The following is a 20165-nucleotide window of genomic DNA, read 5'->3' as shown; positions in this document are numbered from 1 at the left end:
GAGGTAAGCCTTTGGATCATATTACGATTCGCCAAGCCGCTTATTACCATCCGGAACATGTTGTGCATAATGAGTTTTATTTGAATCATTTCAGCAGTATGGGCAAGGATATTAAACACTTCCTGGAGGTAATGGGACGGGAACGAAGATATATTGCGGCAGGCGAAGAGGAAAATGCGCTTACGATGGGTCTGAGGGCAGCCGAAAAGGCGTTACTGGATGCCGGTCTGGCCGGGGAAGATCTGGATATGATCGTATTCGCTTCCCAGACGCCGGAATATACCTATCCCACCAATGCGCTCATCCTGCACCGGATGCTGGGAGGCAAGCACCGAACCATCACAATGGACTCCAATGCCAATTGTGCCGGAATGGTTACAGCCGTAGAGCAGACAAGCCGTTATATGCAATCCAATCCTGCCGTGCGTTACGCACTTGTTGTCGGCAGCGACTACAGCTCCATTAACTGTAATCCCGATGATGAAATTACTTATCCCAACTTCGGGGATGCGGCTGCGGCCGTTATCCTGGAACGCAATAGCGAAACCCCTGGTTTTATTGATTCTCTATACTATACTGACTCTCAAGGCAGCGAGGACATTCTGTTCCCTGCCTGCGGTTTATCGGGCATTTACCAGGAAGGGATAACGCCGGAGCAAATCCGGATCCGCTGGACACCTTTCGACGGTACCGTATGTGTGGATGCAGCCATCAAGGACATCCAGGAGCTCCTTGACCGGCACGGGCTGACAGTGAACGACATTTCTGCTTTTTGTCTGTCTCAATTTTCTCTGAAAAATATTGAATTGATTCGGACCGGACTTTCCGCACCGGAAGACAGATTTATCTATATTGGTGACGAATTTGGTTATACCGGTACAAGCAGTCCTTTTATTGCCTTTCAGCGTGGTGTGGAGGACGGACGTATTAACCATGGAGATCATGTAGTTTTCTGGTCGGTGGGCGCGGGATGGCAGATTCCGACAATGCTGTTCAGATACTAGCATAGCATGAATCAAGACCAAAGAAGCCTTGCTCAAGGGGAGCAAGGCTTCTTTGTATGGGTGCCCGTTAGGAATCCGCAGTATTCCGGTTAAAGGTAAATACCTTGCTGGAGCTTATTTAGTCAGAGAGCTAATATCTATGAAAGGTGTTGCTCCGCTGGTGACGCTAGGCAGCTTGCCGTCCCATTTCTCCAGCGCCTTCTCGGATACCTCGATCTGCTTCAACTGAATTAGCTCCGGAGTGACCTCCTGCTTCTTCAGCCTCAACGATTCCGCTTCCGCTTGGGCCTGCGCAATTTTCTGCTTCGCTTCGATCTCAATCCGGCGCAGGTCGTTCTCAGCCTTCAAAGCCTGCTGTTGGGCGACCTGCTTCGCTTCGATCGACTGGTTGAAGGCGTCGGAGAATTTGAAGTTTACGATGTTGATATCATTGACGATAAGATCATATTTCGCAAGGCGGGTCTTCAGATGCTCACTGATCTCCCCGGCCACCACATCCCGGCGGGTAATCAGATCCTCAGCGGGATATCTTGCCGTCACTTCCTTGACGATCTCCTGGATGGCCGGATTAATAATCACCGAATCAAAGTTGCCTCCGATATTATTCATAATGTTATAGGCCGAATCCTTGTTCACCGAATAGTTCACGGCAACATGGGTCGAAACCGGCTGAAGATCTTTGGAGGAAGCCGAAGTGTCTGTCTCTGCCTTCGTGACCTGTGTGTTGACCTCAATCACCTGCTGGATAAAAGGAATTTTGAAATGCAAACCCGGTGACAGCATGTTGTTGTTCAATTTGCCGAAGGTTTTGTACAATCCGACATGCCCGTATTCAACAGATGTGAACGAGTTCAATCCAATGAGCAGCACAACGATGATTAGCCCAGCAATCCTAACGATTCTCCCCGAACGAAATGCCTTCAGCTTCAGATTATTCTCCAGATTCATCTCTACCCCTCCTGAGCTTGCGGGTAAGCGCCAGGTCATATTGTTCAGCGGATGAGTTTATCCATCTCAAGCTGACTTCCGGCTCACTTCCCGCTGCAATGATATCGGTGTATACGAATGCTGCGGCTAAAGGTCTCATTTGAGCGAAAAACTGGAATTAGTGCCTACTATATTGTCTTTATACAACACGTAAAAAGGGCTGATCCGTAAGCTGTTAGGCAGCCTACAGATCAACCCTTACCGTAAAGTTTACAGCTGCATCTACAAGTTCGATGAAGCTTTTGTGTCAGGCAGGTTCCCTTATTGACGATATACGCCGGAAGTTCTCAAATCTTCATAGAAAGCATTGAACTCGTCAATATTGAACTGTTGCGCTGCGTCCGACAAGGCTGTAGCCGGATCAGGATGCACCTCCACCATGATTCCGTCCGCTCCTGCGGCGAGTGCTGCTTTGGCACATGGAAGCATGATATCCTTGCGGCCGGTAGAGTGGGTCACATCAACCAGCACGGGAAGATGGCTCTCCTGCTTCAGGATCGGAACAGCGGAAATATCCAGCGTGTTGCGGGTCCATTTCTCATAGGTCCGGATACCGCGTTCAATCAGCATGACCTGAGTATTGCCGCGGGACATGATGTATTCAGCTGCATGCAGAAACTCCTCCAGCGTAGCTGACAGGCCGCGTTTCAGGAGTACAGGCTTGTCTACTTCCCCGACTGCTTTCAGCAGCTCGAAGTTATGCATGTTGCGAGCGCCGACCTGGATAATATCCACATAATCCAGCGCCTCCTCGATATGTCTCGGATCAACGATCTCGCTGATAGTCAGTAGGCCGTAGTCGTTAGCAGCTTCACGCAGAATCCGCAGACCGTCCATGCCAAGGCCTTGGAAATCGTATGGCGAAGTACGGGGCTTGAAGGCTCCGCCGCGCATTACTTTAACGCCCGCTTTTTGCAGCGCTGCTGCTACTGTACGGGTCTGAAGCTCACTTTCTACCGAGCAAGGTCCCGCCACCATCAGTGAAGAAAGTCCTCCTACGCTAACACCGCCAGGCAGTTCAACAACAGTATCTTCCTTATGGCCTTTCCGGCTGACCAGCAGCGCCTTTTTGTGCTCATCACTTTGCAAATCCAGGGAAGCCGAGAAGATTTGTTTGAACAAGCTGCGGATCGTTGCATCCGTGAATGGACCTTTATTCGCTGCTACCAGGCGGTCCAGCATTTGTTTCTCCCGTTCAGGGTCGAACTTAGGCACGCCCTGCTTCTCCTTGATGACTCCAATTTCCTGCACAATCGTTGACCGCTCGGAGATCAACTCCAGCAGCTGACCATTAATCTCGTCCAATCGGGTTCTAAGGCTATCCAATTCCACATTACTCATTCTCTTCCACTCCTTTTTCGTCATTGATTATATAAAACTGAACGCAAAAAGGCCCCCCGTCGCAAGGGACGAGGAGCCGTGGTACCACCCTTATTTAGAGTAAACCCTTATGCGGCAGAACAAGAAAATTACAATCCCTGTGTCCCTGCCAGAGTAGACTCTGTCTTTCATCCGTTAACGCTGGAAGCGGGGCCTCCCTACCCATGCTGCGATGATCCGCGGGCACTTCAGGAGCCGACTCGGAAGTGAACTTCGGCGTTACTCGTCTCTTGAGGGTGCTCTCAGTCTCCGGCACACCTTCCCTGTTAAGATCCGTTTTAACGCTTACTCTCTTCGTCATTGTCCTTATGTTATAGAGATCAGCACTTTCATGGTGCTGGTTTCTGCTATCTTAATGGAAATATACGTGGCGCGCAAGATATCCATTCACCGCGTTACAGCGATGATGCATTATCCCATATATTTCCGATTTCGTGTCGTACAAGCACCTCCTCCCGAATAGACTAGTTGTACAACAATCTTCAAAACTTGGAGGGAGAGGGCAAGTTGAATACATTTTTCGGTTATATTTTTCTCGGATTATCCCTTTCGGCGCCCATCGGACCGATCAATGCCGCACAATTGGACAAGGGTATCCGGGGAGGCTTCTGGCATGCCTGGTTTATCGGGCTCGGTGCAGTGTGTGCAGACATTATTTATATGCTGCTCGTCTATTTTGGAGTCATCCATCTGCTTGATTCTCCCTTTGTAAAAGCGTTCCTCTGGTTGTTCGGCTTTTTTGTACTGCTCTACAGCGGGTTTGAAAGCATTAAGGATTCCGGCAGAACTTCGTTCTCCGGGACCCGGGGAATCGCAGCACCTTTAGGCAGATCCTTTCTCTCTGGGTTTCTGCTCTCCTTATCCAATCCGCTCTCTATCCTGTTCTGGCTTGGTATTTACGGTTCGGTTCTGGCTAAGGCGGCAGCCGAATATCCGATGCAACAGCTCCTTCTGTACAGCGGGGCCATTGTCATTGGCATTCTCGTCTGGGATGTTACGATGGCCGCGTCCTCCAGTATTTTCCGTCGGCTTCTGACTGAGCGGGTTCTAAAGGCTATCGCTGTGTTATCCGGCCTCTCCCTCATCGGCTTCGGGCTTTATTTTGGTGTACAGGCCTACCGGCTGCTGTTCTTCCGCTAAGCTAATATTTGCTTTTCTTCAGGCGTATCGCTTTGATCCAATATCCCGGTCGCCCTGCTTTCTGAGTTGAAGAGTTACCGGATGCAGCAGCTTTTCTCTTTCGTACCGCATGAACGATCAGGTCACAACCGCCAATGAGCGCTACAAGCATAAGGCTGATATAGAATCCCGGACGGCTCAGAGAGTGAAAGAGTGTCCCAACCACAGCCAGAGCAATCAGAAGCAGGCCGATCCAGCGTTTGACACCACTCCACTTCTCCGGCTTCAACAGTTTTCCGGAAGAAAGCAGGATAAAAGACCAGTTGTAGAGCAGCATGAGCCCGGCTGCCGTAGTGATATACTCATACACTTTTCCCGGCATTAGGAGAGACATCACGATAGCAGCTGTAAGTCCTCCGGCAATAAGTCCAAGAGCGGATAAAGGATATTTATTCTTCCACTTCCGGGAGAAGAGCTTCGGCGCATCACCTTCTTGAGCAAGGGTTATCAGCATGGAGGTAACGGCATACAGCGAAGCCGTCATCGTCGAAAAGCCCGCAATAATGAGGACACCATTAAATACATGGGGCACAAACGCCAGATGATCACTGCGGAGTGCCAGCACAAAAGGACTTTCATCGGGATTAAACACCTTCAGCGGAACCATCGTCACCGCAAGACCGATGGATATTACATACACAGATGACAGCAGCAGCAGCATAACCTTCCCCGCTTTAGGTGCATCTTCCGGTTTCTGCAGCCGGTAGGACATAATTCCAAGCACTTCAATACCTCCGTAGGCATAAAAGGCAAAAATAAAGGCAGACCATAACCCCATCCCGCCGGTTGGTAAAAACGTTCTCCGGTCAAGCGGAAGCTTAGGTGTATATTTAGCTCCTCCGATCCAGCCAGCCAGCAGCGCTGCGGCCAGGATCAGAAACATTAGAATAGCTGCAACCTTGATGACAGCCAGTACATTTTCCACCCGGTCAAAGCCTTTATTGCCGAAAAAAACGATGCCGAGTCCGATCATTCCAAAGCCTGACGCGAAGATCCACATGGGAATGGCAGGGAACCAGAAGCGAGAGAATATTGCAAGTGCTGTCAGTTGGCTGCCCATGATGAGCAGCTCCGAGAACCAATAAACCCAACCGCTTCCGAATCCCGCCCAGCTTCCGAATGCTTTTTTGGCATAGGAACGGAAGGAGCCCTGTTCGGGGTGATCGGCTGTCATTCGCGACAGGGCATCGAACACTACGTAAGTACCGGCAGCCGCTAAAAGATAGGCAATCAGTACCGCCGGACCTCCAATGGATATCGCCAGACTGGACCCGAGAAAATATCCTGTACCTATCGTTCCTGCTACACCAAGCAGGGAGAGCTGCCACCATTTTAGCTTTTGGCTGTCTGGTTTACCGCCGGAGCTTTTGTTCATGAGAAGACATCATCCTTTGCTAGATCTCATACCTGTATATCGTCCCCAGCCTGAATGAATTCATTCCTGCCCTTTTCCCATGAAAAAAAGAGGCTGAGCAGCCTTAGTAATCTGGCCGCTCAACCTCATTTGCCTATCAGGATTAGAAAAATTTGCTGATGATTCCGCCTATTGCATTATTTTTAATCGGCTTGCTGATATAATCATCCATTCCCGCTTCCAGGCAATGCTCACGGTCTCCCTTCAGCGCATTGGCGGTCACGGCAACGATAACCGGCTGTTCCTCTGGAGGCAATTTCTCCTTGATCATCTTTGTCGCGTCAAGACCATTCATCCGGGGCATCTGCACATCCATAAAGATGAGATCATAGGTATCATGGGCCAAGGCCTGCATCACCTCGGTTCCATCGGCGACGACATAGACCAAGTGTCCGCGTTTCTCCAACATTTTGCGCATCACAATCTGGTTGATCTCATTATCCTCGGCCACCAGTATTTTTAACGGCTTCTCGCTCTGTCCTGCTGCATAGTTTGAATACAACCGTCCCGCAGTGCTCCAGGTATCTTTTCCCTCTTCGGAAAAGGCGACCGTAAATACAAAAGAAGCTCCAGGATAACCGGATACAAGTGAGATTTGTCCGCCCATGAGCTCCACCAACTTCTTGGAAATGGCAAGCCCCAAGCCTGTCCCCTCATGCTGGCGATTCATGTAATGATCTAATTGATGGAATGGCTCAAACAGCCGGTCCCGCTGATCTTCCGGAATGCCAATACCCGTATCAGAAACAGTAAACCGGAGAATAGACTCCCCTTTTCGGCGTTCGTCCAGTTGTACTGCCAAAGTTATTCCGCCCTGATTAGTGAACTTCACTGCATTTCCAAGCAGATTAAGCAGAATTTGCTTCAGCCGCTCTCCGTCGCCTGTTACATACTCCGATACATCTGGACTGACAGAGACATCGATGAATATTCCTTTCTCTTCAGCCCTTTGTGTCAGCACATCTACAGCTGAGAAAATACAATTGCGGATGGAGAAAAGTTCCGAATTTAGTTCTATCCTTCCCGCTTCAATCTTGCTGAGATCAAGGATATCGTTGATGATGGCAAGCAGGGAGTCACCGCTTTTCCGGATAATATCGAGATACTCCCATTTCACTGAATTCTGCGGGGTCATGTCCAGCAGCAGATCCGTCATCCCGATAATCCCATTCATAGGGGTACGGATCTCATGGCTCATCATGGCTAGAAATTCGCTTTTGGCCCGGTTGGTATTCTCCGCGGCTTCTTTGGCAATCAGCAACTTCTTCTGCTCCGTAATGTCCTTAACGATAATATAAAAACCAACCTTGGTCTGATTTATTAGAATTGGAGCAATGGTAGTCAACACTTCCACAGATTGACCGTCTTTGTGCCAGATCTTATCAATATTATTATCATTGCTGTTATTTTCCGGGGAATAAGTCAATATATCGGGCAAATGTTCCGGGCCCACAAGTTTGGATACATTCATGCCTGACAGTTCACTGATCTTATAACCTGTAAGCTGCCACGCCTTGTCGTTGCCATTAATAATGTTGCCTTTAAGATCCAATGAGATAACGGCATCATGGTTGTATTTCTTCAGTGAAGTATAGCGTTCAACCGATTCCTGGAGCTTCTGCTCTACAGCTATGCGCTCTGTGACATCTCGTCCAACCGACAAATAAAGGCTTTCACCCTGGTAGTCAAGCTTCCGCTGTGCGAATTCGATCCAAACATAAGTGTTATCCACTCTCTGAATGCGAAGCTGTATCCTGCGCTCTACTGAAGATTCGGGCATATCAAGAGCGGCCTTATCCTCCGCATGGATAAGATGAATGTTATTGTGACCTACTAAATCCTGCGGGGTATAGCCGAGTATTTCCCGAACAGAAGGGGAGCAGTAGCGGCAAATATGGTCATTTCCTATTAAATAGACCAAATCTTTTATGTTCGTGACCAGCATCTCGAACCATTCTTCTTGGAGCGAAGAACTATCCCTATGATGTTCCTCCAGCATATAATCCACCGCCCGTTCGTGGGAATAATTCAAATCTTATTAATTAATATCTTGCATATTATGGCGGTGAAAGTCAAATGGAATAGTGGAGTTTGAAGTCGCAGGGAATATAGTCTTCTAGTAAAAGAGGAGGGGATCTACCTCCCCTCCTCCCGGCTTATTTTAACTGCCAATCACTGATATTAAACTCCTGTTTGGCCAGCTTCTCTTCCACAAGAAAGTTCTTGGTGCCTTCCAGAAGCTTTAAACCATCTTCCGTAAACGCAGTATCCTTGATATCGCTGATGGGAGTCACCTGTTTCACCAGCTCAGGAGTGGAGTCTCCAATCTCCGCGAGGAATTCATAATACTCATCCTCATGCTGCTTCAAGTCTTCCAGTGCCTTCTCGCGGGCTGCATTCCATGCCTTCGGGAAGTCCGGGAACTTCTTCAAATATTCCTCTGACACGACCGTTACACTGGAACCGAGCAGCTCCGGATGCTGCGAGGCATCATCCAGATGGACGTAGCCCTGGTCAATCAGCTTCAAGGCTGGAATACCGGTATTGGTCGTGGCATCCACGTCGCCCCTGGACAGAGCCGCGGTTGCATCTGGAATCAGCATATGCACAAGCTTATAATCAGTGACCCCTTCCTGCTTCAGCAGACCCACCACATACCGGTGCATGAACGAACCCTTTTGAATAGCAATCGTCTTTCCTTCCAGATCCTTCACGGTTTTGGGTCCGTCCTTTTTGCCGATCAGGAACCCGACGGTGTTCGCGGAAGACTGAGAGATCAGGCGTGTCTTGGCACCCGATGCGTATGCAATAATAGCCGGGGTATCGCCAAGGCTACCGAAATCAAGCCGCCCGCTGATTAAGGATTCCGTCTGATCCGGTCCGTTCGGGAAGCCGGTCAGCTTCACTTCGGTGATGCCGTATTTCTTCAATTCCTCCTGAATGATTCCCTTGTAAAAGCCCCAGCCCTCGGCACCTCCCGGCACGTTCAGCTTGTTCGAACCAATGTACCCAAAGTTCAATACCGCTGGAACCTTGGATTCTGTTTCGCTTCCCGCCGCCTCCGCGGTGTTCACACCTCCTGCTGACGCCTCTTTCCCGCCCGAATTCCCATTATTTCCGCACGCCCCAAGCACCAGCATGATCAAAAGCAGACTTGTGAACATCGTGAACCGCAAACCCTTTTTCTGATTCCGGCCCTCATGTAACTTTCTGTACGGTTTGTTCAACATCTGTTCTCCCCCTGAATGTTTATATATTTGCTGGCCTTGCCAGGTTCCTCAAAATCCCGCTCTGCTCGACAATTGGTACATAAAGTCATGGCTTGCAACAGGCTGTCTGCCTTTTCCCCAGCCCACTTTCTCGCGGTATCCACCAAGCAGCCCCTGCTGCTCCAGCTCTTCCTCTGTCACACCGGTAAGTGCTTCAGAGTCTGGTGCAACGTACAGGGCATCCACCGGACAATACAGCTCACACATAAAGCAGGTCTGGCAATCACTTTGCCGGGCGATGACAGGAATTCCGTCCTCCACGCGGTCAAAGACATTCGTAGGGCAGACAGAAACGCATTGATTGCACTCGATACATTTGGCGGCGCTGATTACTTCAATCACGACAGAACACTCTCCTCCGCTACTCGCTCGCTCTTCACCCACACCTGATCTAATCCTCCACTGATTAGGCGGTGATGCTGCTGTTCATCCTGTGCCTTATAATCGTCACGCTTATGCATACCTCTTGTCTCGGTCCGGGCCAGTGCTGAATTGTACATCCAACGTGCTGTAGCTGTCATCGCTTCCGCTTCCCGGGCTTTGACACCTTCCGGTGTACGCTGAATTTCCACTCCGCGCTGCTCTTTCCACAGGTTATCCAAACGTTCGAGCGAGGAGGTCAGACCGCTCTCCGTACGGAACAAATTGATGTTATAAGGCTTCACTTCCGCCTGTACAGCAGCTACATATTCGGCTGTCCGCGCTGCCGTACCCGGCTTCACTTGCTTATGAACAAGCGGCGAGGATGACAATCCTGTCACGGCGCGGAGCGCCGCATACTGGCCAAGACTCTTCGCATAATCGGCGGCACCTTCTCCTGCGAAGGAACCCGAGGACATAGCCCAGGCCGCGTTGTGACTGCCACCCCCGGTAAAGCCGCCGCAGATCAGCTCGCGGGTTGCCGCATCCCCTGCCGCGTAAAGTCCCGGAACTCCAGTCCCACAGCTCTCATCCACGATGCGGATGCCTCCGGTTCCACGAACTGTTCCTTCCAAGCGAAGCGTAACCGGGAATGCATCCCGGAACGGATCGATGCCAAGCCGGTCAAAGGGAAGGAAAAAGTTCGTCTGCGCCACCCGCAGCAGCGGTCTCAAATCTTCAGGGGCGAGGTCCAGCTTGGCGTAGACCTGGCGACCCTGCAGCAGATTACGGGCGATGACCGAGCGGCCCTTCTTCGAGCCGGCCCCTTCAACGATGCTTCCATCCTCGTGATAGAAGCTGGCATAGCTGTAATATGCCGTCTTCGTGACGGAAGAGAAGGTTGGGCAGATCGCATAAGCGTTCGAGAATTCCATTCCGGATAGGCTTGCCCCCGCCTCGGCTGCGAATAAATAGCCGTCGCCTGTCAGCACATTGCAACCAAGCGCCTTGCTGAGGAAAGCACAGCCTCCGGTGGCAATCACAACAGCCCCGGCCTGAACACTCCAGGTCGCTCCATTCTGTGTCTGGACACCTGCAGCACCGGCTACGCCGTTGCCGTCGGCCAGAAGTTCAAGTGCCGGACTATGATCGAGGATTCTGACGCCTGCTTTCTTCACTAGCTTGCGCATCAGTCTCATATATTCCGGTCCCTGCAGGCTTCGGCGGTACTGATTCCCTTGCCCATCGAGCGGAAAGGGATACCCCGATACCCCAAGCCTGTTCATATTCTCATAGGTGCGGTCAAGTACGCGGTCCATCCAGCGGTTCTCGGCTAATTGCCCGCCCATGATATAACGGCTTGCTTTGGCCTCTTCCCGGAGCCGTTCCTCCGGCTTCACGTACCAGACTCCGGTTCCGGATGGCGCGGTGGCACCGCTGGAGCCGCAGTATCCTTTATCCGCAAGAACTACCTTCGCCCCTTTAGCCGCTGCCGTAAGTGCAGCCCACGTTCCTGCGGGACCCCCTCCAATAACCAGTACATCCGCTTCCAGATTCAACGAATCTCTACTTACCGCTTGACCCATTTGTCATTACCTCCTCTAAGTTCCCGTCACCGGGTCATCCCTAACCTTCGTAGCTGTCGCGCCAGAACAGCAGGCGGCGCTCAAGTGCCTTGAACAGTGAATCGATCAGCTTACCGATAATGGCGAAGATAAGAATGCCTACGAATATCACCGGTGTATTGGAATTCTGCTTCGCCTCATTAATGAGGAACCCGACACCGGACTGGGAACCGATCAGCTCGGCAACAACAAGCCCGATCCACGCCACAGCAAGCGATAACCGCAGGCCGAGCAGGATACCCGGCAATGCCGCCGGCAGGATCAGCCTTCTCAGCTTTTGATACGGACTAAACCCCAGCACCCTGGCGACTTCAAACAGCTTGTTGTCTACCCCTCTGATCCCCATAAAAGTATTAATGTACAGTGGAAAGAAAGAGCCGCTTAGAATAATGGCAATCTTCGATACTTCACCAAATCCGAACCACAAAATGATCAGCGGTGCAATCGCCAGATGGGGGACTAGCCGCAGCACTTGTATGCTTGGGTCGAGCACATATTCCGCACTCCGGAATAAGCCGGTCAGCACACCGAGCACCAGACCCAGCACACCTCCAATCAGAAAGCCCATGCCCGCCCTCCCGATACTGACGCCTAGATGGTGTACTAGCTCACCTGTTACCACAAGGTTCACCAAAGCGTCTGCAATCGAAAGAGGTGTCGGAAGAAACTCGGGAGATACAAGCCCTATACTTCCGGCAAGCTGCCACAAAGCGATGACAGCCACTGGAATGATAGCTCCCCATCCGATGTCAGACAACGATGTTCCGGAAACCGGAGTCCTCATGTTATGCACCTTCCCGCCGTTTCGCAGGAGGACGGAAGAACTTTTGTTCCGATTCTCCTTCGCACGGGTTAGGATGGCTTCCACTCGATCGCCCATGGTTCAATGCCCCTTTCTATCCCTTGTAGTTGTCCTGCCATCTCAGCATCCGCCGTTCCAGTAGACGTAAGATCGTATCGCTTAGCAATCCGGCGACGGCGAATACGAGAATACCGACGAATACAACCGGTGTATCAGCGAACTGCCGTGCATCAGACATCATGTAACCGATCCCTGAGGTAGAGGCGATTAGCTCCGCGACCACCAGTCCGAGCCAGGACAACCCCAGAGAGAGGCGTGCTCCGAGCAGAATATTAGGCAGTGCTGCAGGAAGCACCAGTCTTATCACCTGACTGAGCCGGCTGAAGCCCAGCACCCGGGATACTTCAAACAGCTTATTATCTACGCCGCGGATACCCATAAAAGTATTGATATATATGGGGAAAAAAGCGGATTTTGCAATCAGCAGAATCTTCGACTCTTCCCCGATGCCAAACCACAGAATAAACAACGGCACCACGGCCAGGCTTGGAATCATGCGGATCATTTGCAGGGATGGATCTAACAGCTTCTCGGATTTCCGGAACAGCCCGACCAAGATACCCAGCAGCAGACCTAGACCGCCGCCCAGCAGGAATCCGTACAATACCCTTACCGCGCTGATTCTGAAATTACCCCAAAGATCACCCGAGAGCGTTAAAGAATAGAATGACCGGGCAATAGTAAGGGGAGCCGGAAAGAGCATTTCCGAAATGACGCCGTATTGCCCTAAGATTTGCCATAGAATGAGCACGCCTCCCGGCACTAGCAGACCAAGTCCAGCCCTTGCCGCTCTTCCCAGTCTCCGGTTCGTTCCACCATCCGGTCTTCCTTCCAGCCCTCCCGTTCTTCCCGCCGATCCTACTGCTGTTGCCATCCCCTCTGCCATGGCTGCTGTTTCCCTCCCTCTATACTTTAAATCCCGGCGCCGTCTGTCAGTTCCAGCTCATCCACCTTCTCGAATTGGTTCAGCACCCTCAGACGCAGTTCCTGAAATGAGGACGTTGTTTTTTTGCGGGGATAAGGCAGATCCACAGGTACGATGGAACGAATCTTGCCTGGGCGAGGCTCCAGAATAACGACCCGGTTCCCCAGAAATACGGCCTCGTCGATATCGTGAGTTACAAAAATCATCGTTGTCCGGTTCTTCCGCCAAATGTCCAGAAGCACGGTCTGCATGTGAGCCCGGGTAAAAGCATCCAGTGCACCAAACGGCTCATCCAGTAGCAATATTTTGGGATTCCGGAGTAGCGCACGGGCGATGGCCACACGCTGGGCCATTCCGCCCGACAGCTCACGCGGATACGCCTTCTCGAACCCTTTAAGCTTCACGAGTTCAATCAAATCGTCTACCTTTTCTCGTATTTCCTTGTTGCTAAGCGAAAGGTCCGAAGCAATATTCTTCTCCACGGTAAACCACGGAAACAAGCGGTGTTCCTGAAAAATAAACCCTTTATCGATTCCCGGCCCTCTGATCTCTGCACCCTCCAGCGTAACAGTTCCGGTATAGTTGTTGTCGAGGCCCGCGACAATTCGTAAAAGTGTGCTTTTTCCGCATCCGCTGGGACCAATGACTGTAATGAACTCCCCTTCCTTCACATGGAGCTCCACTTCGTGCAGCGCTTGTATCTTACCGCTTGCCGTATCAAACACTTTATTCAGGTTCGTTATGTTCAGTAATGACTCTCCCATCCCGCGTCCTCCTTCGTCTGAATACAAAAAAAGCAGAGACACCGCGTTTACGAACAACGCAGGTGCCTCTGCCAGAACAGTCGGCCATATCTTCAATTGAGTTAATTCATACTAATTCAATTGGAATTTGTATATTTAAAATATCATCTATTTCTCCAGGAGTCAACGCGTAAATCGCAAATAATTATGATAAAAGTCACAAAAACCATAAATCCTTATCGGTAAACTGCCACTTAAAAAGGACGTGTACCGTTTTCCCGCCATTTTGCGGTACTCACGATCACGCCCTTGTGCAGGGTCCAACATTAGATTAAATATCTTAAATATATATATACACTGGATATCACTATAGAAAGTATCATCAACGGAAATCCGTATTTCAAGTATTTCATGAACGTAATCGGATAACCTTCCTTGCCCGCCAGACCGGCGACAATCAGATTGGCGCTCGCACCGATTAAGGTACCATTCCCGCCAAGGCAAGCCCCAAGGGCCAAGCTCCACCATAGTGGCTCCAAATTCGATACCCCCATCGTTCCCATATCCTGAATCAAGGGAATCATCGTGGCTACAAATGGAATATTATCAAGGAATGCTGAAGCGATCGCACTCAGCCACAGGATCAGCATCGAGGTTAATACCAGATCGCCCCCGGTAAGGTCGATAGCCCTAGCAGCCAATTCCTCAATAACCCCAGTCTCCACCAGCCCGGATACCAGTACAAATAAGCCGACGAAGAAAAAGATCGTGATCCATTCCACGCTTTGAAAAGCTTTTTCCAGCATCCGCTCCCCTGTCAGCAAGAGCAGCAGAAACGCGCCTGTCAGAGCCACCGTCGCCGATTCGAGATGTAGCGACTGATGAAGGAAGAACCCCAGAATGGTTACGGCCAGAACAATCAGACATTTACGTAAAAGCTTCCTGTCAGTGAGCAGCGAATGCTCGTCCATTTCCATGATACCCCGCTGCAGCTCTGGAGTAGACCGGATCTGCTTACGAAATATGAGAATGAACAACGGAATATAAACGATGACGATGATACCAATTACCGGCGCCAGATTGCTGATGAACGACATGAAGGTCAGCTCCTTCACGGCGCTGCCGATCATAATGTTAGGCGGGTCACCAATCAATGTAGCCGTACCGCCTACGTTGGATGCGATGATCTGCGAGATCAAAAAGGGAATGGGATTGATCCGCAGCTGTTTAGTAATACTGAAAGTTACAGGGACCATAAGCAGCACAGTGGTGACATTGTCCAGGAATGCAGAGGCGAAAGCTGTAATCAGGAATAGGGCTACGAGAATCCATGTAGGCTTGCCTTTAGCGGCTTTAGCCGCCTTGAGTGCAACATATTTGAAGAGCCCCGTCTCCGCCGTGATCCCAACGATCATCATCATTCCGATAAGCAGACCGAGTGTATTGAAATCAATATGATGAAGCGCGGTTTCCTGATCCACAATTCCGAATAACACCATGATTACCGCACCAGCCATAGCCAATATCGTACGGTGGATCTTTTCCGAAATAATTAGTCCATAAATAAGCAAAAATATGGCAATAGCCCAAAATGCTTGCGGTTCCATAAAAGCCTCCCGTTTTCTGAAAGTTTCGACTTATCTCTATGTTATAATACTTTATACATGCCTTAACGGACAGACAAGTTTATAAATACTCCCATAAATCAACTAAATGAATAAGGAGCAAGCGTTTATGAACAGCGAATCCAATAACCCTCCAGAATTCGAATTCGGCATTTACACCCTTGGCGACATTGTTGCCGACCCTTTTACAGGTCAGACCATTTCACCCAAACAACGTATGGATGAAATTATGGCCGCCGCCAGGCTTGCGGATGAAGCCGGACTCGATGTATTCGGGGTTGGCGAGCACCATCGGCTAGATTTTGTAGTTTCTTCAGTCCCTGTCGTTCTGGCTGCCATCTCGCAGGTTACGTCACGGATCAAGTTGACCAGCGCTACCACGGTACTCAGCACCATCGATCCCGTACGTGTGTTTGAGGACTATGCCACGCTGGATCTGCTATCTGACGGCCGGGCGGAGATCATCGCCGGACGCGGTGCATTTATTGAATCGTTTCCGCTCTTCGGTTATGAGTTGGATGACCATCACCGCCTTTTCGCCGAAAATCTGAAGCTGCTGAAGCATTTGAACAGGGATCAGATTATGAACTGGAACGGCCAGTTTCGTTCCGAACTGAAGAATGCTGAAATTGCTCCGCGTCCGCTTCAGCCTGAACTCCCGCTGTGGGTAGGTGTCGGGGGAACGCCGGAGACTGCTGAACGGGCCGGTTCTCTCGGAATCAACCTCGCAGTGGCGATTCTAAACGGAGACCCGGGACGTTTTCTACATCTGGCGGAACGGTACCGGCAAGCGGGAGCAGCCAGCGGATTTGAACCTGGGGACCTCAAGATCGGCATCACCAGCCATGGGTACATAGCAAGAACATCCACTGAAGCTCTTGATGATCTTTATCCGTATTATCTTAATTATTTTAATGCTATTATGTCACAGTCCGGCAATCCATATAAGCTTTCCCGCAGTGACTTTGAGCAATTCACCGCACCTGACAACGCGCTTGCCGTCGGCAGCCCGCAGCAGGTGATCGAGAAAATTCTCCACCAGCACGAGCTATTCGGCCATACCCGCTTTATGGCCCAAATGGACATCGGCGGCATGCCTTACGCCAAGGTGGCCTCCGCCATCGAGCTGCTAGCTACTGAGGTGGCACCGGTCGTGCGCAGGGAGATTGCACGAAAGAAGGGTTAAACTCTTCTTTAACCAAAGGAATTAAACGGAAATGGCAGGCCAAGAAGTTTCTTGGCCTGCCATTCTAGTGTTATGCTGTTTCCCTGCTTGATATTGCTCTAACAGTGTCCCCTAAGCCATCCAAGCTGGCGCAGGCCATTCTTGGGCCGTCTTATTCTTCCTTCCGATATTCCCTCGGTGTACGTCCCGTTGATTTCTTGAAGACGCGGCTGAAATATTTCTCATCCTCATAACCGACAAGCTCCGAGATTTGTGTTAGCTTTAGGCTCGTATTCTGCAGCAAAGCCTTGGCTTTCTCTACCCGCAGGTTCGTTAAATAATCGGACAGGTTCTCGCCGGTCACCTGCTTGAATTTGCGCGAGACGTTCTCGCGGCTGAGATAGAATCGCTCGGCGATATGCTGCAGGGTCATATCCTGCTGATAATTCCGGTCCAGATACGCGCGGATTTCCAAAACCAGCCTGCTGTCGGCATTAAGGCCCGGCCCTTTCTCCCTGAACAACTTCCGCAGAACCGATTTCAATTGATTCCCCCAGCCTTCCACCGAGAAGAGCCCTTCTTCATCATAACAAGGTTCGAAGGCTAGGCTCTCCTTCGTCTCCTCCTCACTCTCCCTGTGCTCTTCCTGCCACCGGGCCAGCAGGAGCTCGATTTCTTGTTGTACATGACGAATGCTAGTCTCGGTAATCAGGTCAAGGCTACCCAAATGTCCGGCCCATTCATCTGCGGCCCGTTCCATTTTCGCCTGATCGCCGGACAAGAGCGACAATCTGAGCTTCTCCAGATAGAGATGCATTTCCTGTTCGGCAGCCGAGTTCTTCTCCTGGGGCTCTTTCCGGTAATAGTGAATTCGTCCCTCACTGCGGAGAAGATTCCGCCCGCCAAGACCCTGCAGCGCTTCCCGGAAGGAATCCGGAAGCTGATCCGGTAATCCTCCGGGTCCGCTGAGACCGATATCGAGCTGCACCCCATATGCTTGCATAAAGGATTCGTTCATACGGTGCAGCCATTTCTCCGCTTCCTCCGTCTGATCCCAGAACAGAATCACGATATCCGTATCGGCATGCCAGTAGCGGAAGGCAAAGCCGATCCGCTGCGGAGTCAGGATTTCATTGCAGACATTAGCCAGCACAAAGGACGTAAGCTGCATATCCCCATAAAAGCGTTGCAGCAGTCTGCAGTTGGCGGAGGTCAGCGAAATCACGGCTGCACGGCAGCAAGGTGTATCTTTACGGAAACCCAGCTCTTCCTCAAGGGTTGGAGCGAGTTCATGCACCGTGCGCATTCCCGTCAGCAGATCGGACAGGGCTTTGTCCCAAAAGAGCGGACGCAGTACATTAAGCTGAATATTTTGCCGGCAGGCCAGCTCCCGCTCGCGCTCCTCGCTTCTCCACATTTCAAAAGCACGTTCTGCCGAGGCTATAAGCTGTTTACTGTTTAAGGGCTTGAGCAAATAGTCGGTTCCTCCATACACAATGGCCGGTTTCACATAATTGAAGTCCTGATAACCGCTGATCACAATTGTCTTCGTCTGTGGGGAATGGGTATGAAGCCATTCCAGCAGCTCTGCACCATCCATCAGCGGCATCCTCATGTCTGTGAATACAATCGCCGGGCGCTGTTCCTTGATAATTGATACGGCTTCCTGCCCGTCAGACGCCTCGAAGATTTCTGACACTCCATGTTCCTGCCAAGGGACGAAATAGCGGATGGCCTCACGAACATGCTTCTCATCATCTACGATCAGTACCTTCATCCTTGCCCGCTCCCTTCGTCATATCTCTCATCTGTTAAAGGAATGGTCAGTGTAACTGTGACCCCGCCTTCCGGATTATTGCCAATTGTAAGATCAGCCTGTTCGCTGATCTGTAATCGCAGTCTGGCCCGCACATTGCGCAGTCCAATCTCCTCATGCTCGGTTCCATCGGTACTGCGAAGCGCGGTCTCAAGGTGATCCAGATCCTCCTCTGAGACACCTGTTCCGTTATCCTTGACGGTAATCTGCAGCGCACCTCTTTCCAGCCAGCAGCGGATCATAATAACCCCCTGACGTATACCATCCGTGAACCCATGCTTGAATACATTCTCCACGATCGGCTGCAGAATCATCTTAGGGACTATGATCTCCGAAGCAGCCTCTGTAATCGATATATCCAGCCTAAGCTCCTCTTCCCCGAAGCGCTCCTGCTGCAGCAGCATATAATTCTCTACGTGCTCGATCTCCTCCCTAAGCGTCACCTGCGTACGTTCCGTGCCCATGGAATACCGCATCATGCTACCCAGCGAATAGATCAGTTCATACACCTTAGGTGCGTTATAGCGCAGCGATGAGGTGCCAATGGATTGCAGCGCATTGTACAGGAAATGAGGATTAATCTGGGCCTGGAGCGCCTTCAACTGGTTGGTCTTATTGGCGATTTCGAGCCGGTATTCCTGAAGAATCAGGTTATTAATCGTCCGGGTCATGCCCGAGATTTTACGGGTCAGGAGCCCGAATTCATCCTCCCGTTCAGCATCAACCACCGCGTCGAGCTGTCCGATCTGCACCTTCTGGGTATACGAAATCAATTTCTTGATCGGCCGGGTGAAACCGATGGAGATTAGCACTGCAGCAATGCCTCCAATGATCAGAAATATCACCCCGATGGCGCCATTAATTCTTGTGATGGTCCTGGCATCACTGTACAGGTCTTCATAAGGCACCAGCTTAATTATCGTGCCTTTGAACAGGGATGAATTCAGATGCCGGTACATCACAATCCCCTTGAATCCCCGGTCGTTCCAAGTGAAATGGCCGCTCTCCTGATTAACGGCCCCCTGGGTCCAGCCTTCCTTAAATGTCCTGCCGATCCAGTTCGGTTCGGAAGCATACAAGGCCTCTCCCTGTTCATTAAGAATATAGAGGCGCTCTGTCTCGGAATTATACATGGACCTTGATATACTCTCCAGTTCAGTTAGCCGAAAGTCCATGGACAGATCGGCCAGCACCTCGTCACTTGGTGTCCGGTAGATCGGGAAATGAGCGCTAAACACAGGTACTGTTCCAACCTTGCGGCCCAGAAATCCGGACCTCAGTCCGTATTGATGGTCTTTATGCGTAACCTCGATAAAAGGGCGGTTGCCGCCGCCCGGATTCGGGGTTGGCATGTACGTATCATTCGTCTCCCTCCGGAACAGGCCGCCCAGCACCGTGTTAGATTGCTTAACCGCCCGGATGTACAAATGAACCTGAAATATATTTTGATCAGACAGGAATAGATTGTACAGCTGGGTGGAGACAATACCTCGGTTGTCCGGCACAGTCTCCCCGGCAGGCAAGGTGTCTGGCGCCTTAGCTACAAGAAGGGCCGTGTAAAAGGAGCCCTGGACATTGATTCCGCTGTAGAGCGTCATCGCGCGCTGGTTAATGCCGCCGAAATAACTGCTAAGATTAGCTTCTCCAAGCGTCAGCAGTTTCGTATTCTGCTTCACGGACTGCTCCGTTACCGACTGCTTGGTGTAGATGTATGAGAATGTAACGGAAACTCCGGCTGGAATAACGGTAGCCAGAAGCACAAGCGCCATGAGGCGCGTTCGGATACTGTTTCTGAACATTTCTTCCCTCCT

The 20165-nt window shown here is 50.9% G+C and carries 17 protein-coding genes; 3 read left to right on the top strand and 14 right to left on the bottom strand.

What is annotated here, in order from left to right:
• Positions 1-11 precede the first annotated feature (11 nt).
• The gene (locus ACAN55_RS09455) at positions 12-1004 is read left to right on the top strand and encodes a ketoacyl-ACP synthase III (protein ID WP_379131251.1); all 993 of its coding nucleotides are present in this window, start codon (positions 12-14) and stop codon (positions 1002-1004) included.
• A 114-nt stretch (positions 1005-1118) separates the two neighbouring features.
• Here ACAN55_RS09455 and ACAN55_RS09450 read toward each other — a convergent pair whose 3' ends face one another.
• From ACAN55_RS09450 to ACAN55_RS09440, 3 genes are all read right to left on the bottom strand, one after another.
• Positions 1119-1952 (bottom strand): prohibitin family protein, encoded by an 834-nt coding sequence (locus tag ACAN55_RS09450; RefSeq protein WP_379131248.1) that lies wholly within the window; start codon positions 1950-1952, stop codon positions 1119-1121.
• Positions 1936-2091 carry a hypothetical protein gene (locus ACAN55_RS09445; protein ID WP_379131246.1) on the bottom strand — a complete coding sequence of 52 codons (156 nt, stop codon included), beginning with the start codon at positions 2089-2091 and terminating at the stop codon, positions 1936-1938. Before ACAN55_RS09445 ends, ACAN55_RS09450 begins: the two co-directional genes overlap by 17 nt.
• 161 nt (positions 2092-2252) lie before the next feature.
• Complete coding sequence (locus ACAN55_RS09440; RefSeq protein ID WP_379131244.1) at positions 2253-3332, bottom strand: bifunctional 3-deoxy-7-phosphoheptulonate synthase/chorismate mutase; 1080 nt, start codon at positions 3330-3332, stop codon at positions 2253-2255.
• A 546-nt stretch (positions 3333-3878) separates the two neighbouring features.
• Here ACAN55_RS09440 and ACAN55_RS09435 point away from each other — a divergent pair.
• The gene (locus ACAN55_RS09435; protein ID WP_379131242.1) at positions 3879-4511 is read left to right on the top strand and encodes a LysE family translocator; all 633 of its coding nucleotides are present in this window, start codon (positions 3879-3881) and stop codon (positions 4509-4511) included.
• Between the two features lies 1 nt (position 4512).
• Here ACAN55_RS09435 and ACAN55_RS09430 read toward each other — a convergent pair whose 3' ends face one another.
• The 9 genes from ACAN55_RS09430 to ACAN55_RS09390 all read right to left on the bottom strand — a co-directional run bounded on the left by ACAN55_RS09430 (position 4513) and on the right by ACAN55_RS09390 (position 15355).
• Complete coding sequence (locus ACAN55_RS09430; RefSeq protein ID WP_379131240.1) at positions 4513-5925, bottom strand: amino acid permease; 1413 nt, start codon at positions 5923-5925, stop codon at positions 4513-4515.
• Positions 5926-6067: 142 nt separating this feature from the next.
• Positions 6068-7963 carry a PAS domain-containing hybrid sensor histidine kinase/response regulator gene (locus ACAN55_RS09425; RefSeq protein WP_379131237.1) on the bottom strand — a complete coding sequence of 632 codons (1896 nt, stop codon included), beginning with the start codon at positions 7961-7963 and terminating at the stop codon, positions 6068-6070.
• Between the two features lie 157 nt (positions 7964-8120).
• Positions 8121-9194 carry an ABC transporter substrate-binding protein gene (locus ACAN55_RS09420; protein ID WP_379131235.1) on the bottom strand — a complete coding sequence of 358 codons (1074 nt, stop codon included), beginning with the start codon at positions 9192-9194 and terminating at the stop codon, positions 8121-8123.
• 48 nt (positions 9195-9242) lie between these two features.
• Complete coding sequence (locus tag ACAN55_RS09415; protein ID WP_379131232.1) at positions 9243-9575, bottom strand: 4Fe-4S binding protein; 333 nt, start codon at positions 9573-9575, stop codon at positions 9243-9245.
• On the bottom strand, positions 9572-11179 hold the full coding sequence (locus ACAN55_RS09410; protein ID WP_379131228.1) for an FAD-dependent oxidoreductase: 1608 nt from the start codon (positions 11177-11179) through the stop codon (positions 9572-9574). The genes ACAN55_RS09415 and ACAN55_RS09410 overlap by 4 nt, the downstream gene beginning before the upstream one ends.
• A 40-nt stretch (positions 11180-11219) precedes the next feature.
• The gene (locus ACAN55_RS09405; RefSeq protein WP_379131225.1) at positions 11220-12098 is read right to left on the bottom strand and encodes an ABC transporter permease; all 879 of its coding nucleotides are present in this window, start codon (positions 12096-12098) and stop codon (positions 11220-11222) included.
• Positions 12099-12114: 16 nt separating this feature from the next.
• Positions 12115-12966 (bottom strand): ABC transporter permease, encoded by an 852-nt coding sequence (locus tag ACAN55_RS09400; RefSeq protein WP_379131221.1) that lies wholly within the window; start codon positions 12964-12966, stop codon positions 12115-12117.
• Between the two features lie 26 nt (positions 12967-12992).
• Positions 12993-13769: an ABC transporter ATP-binding protein gene (locus ACAN55_RS09395; protein ID WP_379131218.1), complete on the bottom strand. Its 777-nt coding sequence runs from the start codon at positions 13767-13769 to the stop codon at positions 12993-12995.
• Positions 13770-14074: 305 nt separating this feature from the next.
• The gene (locus ACAN55_RS09390; RefSeq protein ID WP_379131215.1) at positions 14075-15355 is read right to left on the bottom strand and encodes an ArsB/NhaD family transporter; all 1281 of its coding nucleotides are present in this window, start codon (positions 15353-15355) and stop codon (positions 14075-14077) included.
• A 127-nt stretch (positions 15356-15482) separates the two neighbouring features.
• Between ACAN55_RS09390 and ACAN55_RS09385 the strand changes: the two genes are divergently transcribed.
• Complete coding sequence (locus tag ACAN55_RS09385) at positions 15483-16559, top strand: LLM class flavin-dependent oxidoreductase (RefSeq protein ID WP_379131212.1); 1077 nt, start codon at positions 15483-15485, stop codon at positions 16557-16559.
• A gap of 151 nt (positions 16560-16710) precedes the next feature.
• On the opposite strand, the gene ACAN55_RS09380 is transcribed toward ACAN55_RS09385, so the two are convergent.
• Entirely contained in the window at positions 16711-18315 is a 1605-nt protein-coding gene (locus ACAN55_RS09380) for a response regulator (RefSeq protein WP_379131209.1), read from the bottom strand.
• A complete protein-coding gene (locus ACAN55_RS09375; RefSeq protein WP_379131207.1) occupies positions 18312-20153 on the bottom strand; it encodes a sensor histidine kinase in 1842 nt (613 codons plus the stop codon). The genes ACAN55_RS09380 and ACAN55_RS09375 overlap by 4 nt, the downstream gene beginning before the upstream one ends.
• Positions 20154-20165 lie beyond the last annotated feature (12 nt).

Origin of the sequence: Paenibacillus oryziterrae (genome assembly GCF_042610485.1) — a bacterium.
Lineage (GTDB): Bacteria > Bacillota > Bacilli > Paenibacillales > Paenibacillaceae > Paenibacillus_AQ.
This window is presented reverse-complemented; position numbering and strand designations above follow the sequence as displayed.

What these genes read in the sequence shown, in the direction of transcription:
- ACAN55_RS09375 (WP_379131207.1), bottom strand. Translation starts at nt 20,153, where the DNA reads ATGTTCAGAAACAGTATCCGAACGCGCCTCATGGCGCTTGTGCTTCTG.
- ACAN55_RS09445 (WP_379131246.1), bottom strand. Translation starts at nt 2,091, where the DNA reads ATGAGACCTTTAGCCGCAGCATTCGTATACACCGATATCATTGCAGCG.
- ACAN55_RS09390 (WP_379131215.1), bottom strand. Translation starts at nt 15,355, where the DNA reads ATGGAACCGCAAGCATTTTGGGCTATTGCCATATTTTTGCTTATTTAT.
- ACAN55_RS09420 (WP_379131235.1), bottom strand. Translation starts at nt 9,194, where the DNA reads ATGTTGAACAAACCGTACAGAAAGTTACATGAGGGCCGGAATCAGAAA.
- ACAN55_RS09410 (WP_379131228.1), bottom strand. Translation starts at nt 11,179, where the DNA reads ATGGGTCAAGCGGTAAGTAGAGATTCGTTGAATCTGGAAGCGGATGTA.
- ACAN55_RS09400 (WP_379131221.1), bottom strand. Translation starts at nt 12,966, where the DNA reads ATGGCAGAGGGGATGGCAACAGCAGTAGGATCGGCGGGAAGAACGGGA.
- ACAN55_RS09425 (WP_379131237.1), bottom strand. Translation starts at nt 7,963, where the DNA reads ATGCTGGAGGAACATCATAGGGATAGTTCTTCGCTCCAAGAAGAATGG.
- ACAN55_RS09395 (WP_379131218.1), bottom strand. Translation starts at nt 13,769, where the DNA reads ATGGGAGAGTCATTACTGAACATAACGAACCTGAATAAAGTGTTTGAT.
- ACAN55_RS09440 (WP_379131244.1), bottom strand. Translation starts at nt 3,332, where the DNA reads ATGAGTAATGTGGAATTGGATAGCCTTAGAACCCGATTGGACGAGATT.
- ACAN55_RS09450 (WP_379131248.1), bottom strand. Translation starts at nt 1,952, where the DNA reads ATGAATCTGGAGAATAATCTGAAGCTGAAGGCATTTCGTTCGGGGAGA.
- ACAN55_RS09405 (WP_379131225.1), bottom strand. Translation starts at nt 12,098, where the DNA reads ATGGGCGATCGAGTGGAAGCCATCCTAACCCGTGCGAAGGAGAATCGG.
- ACAN55_RS09385 (WP_379131212.1), top strand. Translation starts at nt 15,483, where the DNA reads ATGAACAGCGAATCCAATAACCCTCCAGAATTCGAATTCGGCATTTAC.
- ACAN55_RS09380 (WP_379131209.1), bottom strand. Translation starts at nt 18,315, where the DNA reads ATGAAGGTACTGATCGTAGATGATGAGAAGCATGTTCGTGAGGCCATC.
- ACAN55_RS09430 (WP_379131240.1), bottom strand. Translation starts at nt 5,925, where the DNA reads ATGAACAAAAGCTCCGGCGGTAAACCAGACAGCCAAAAGCTAAAATGG.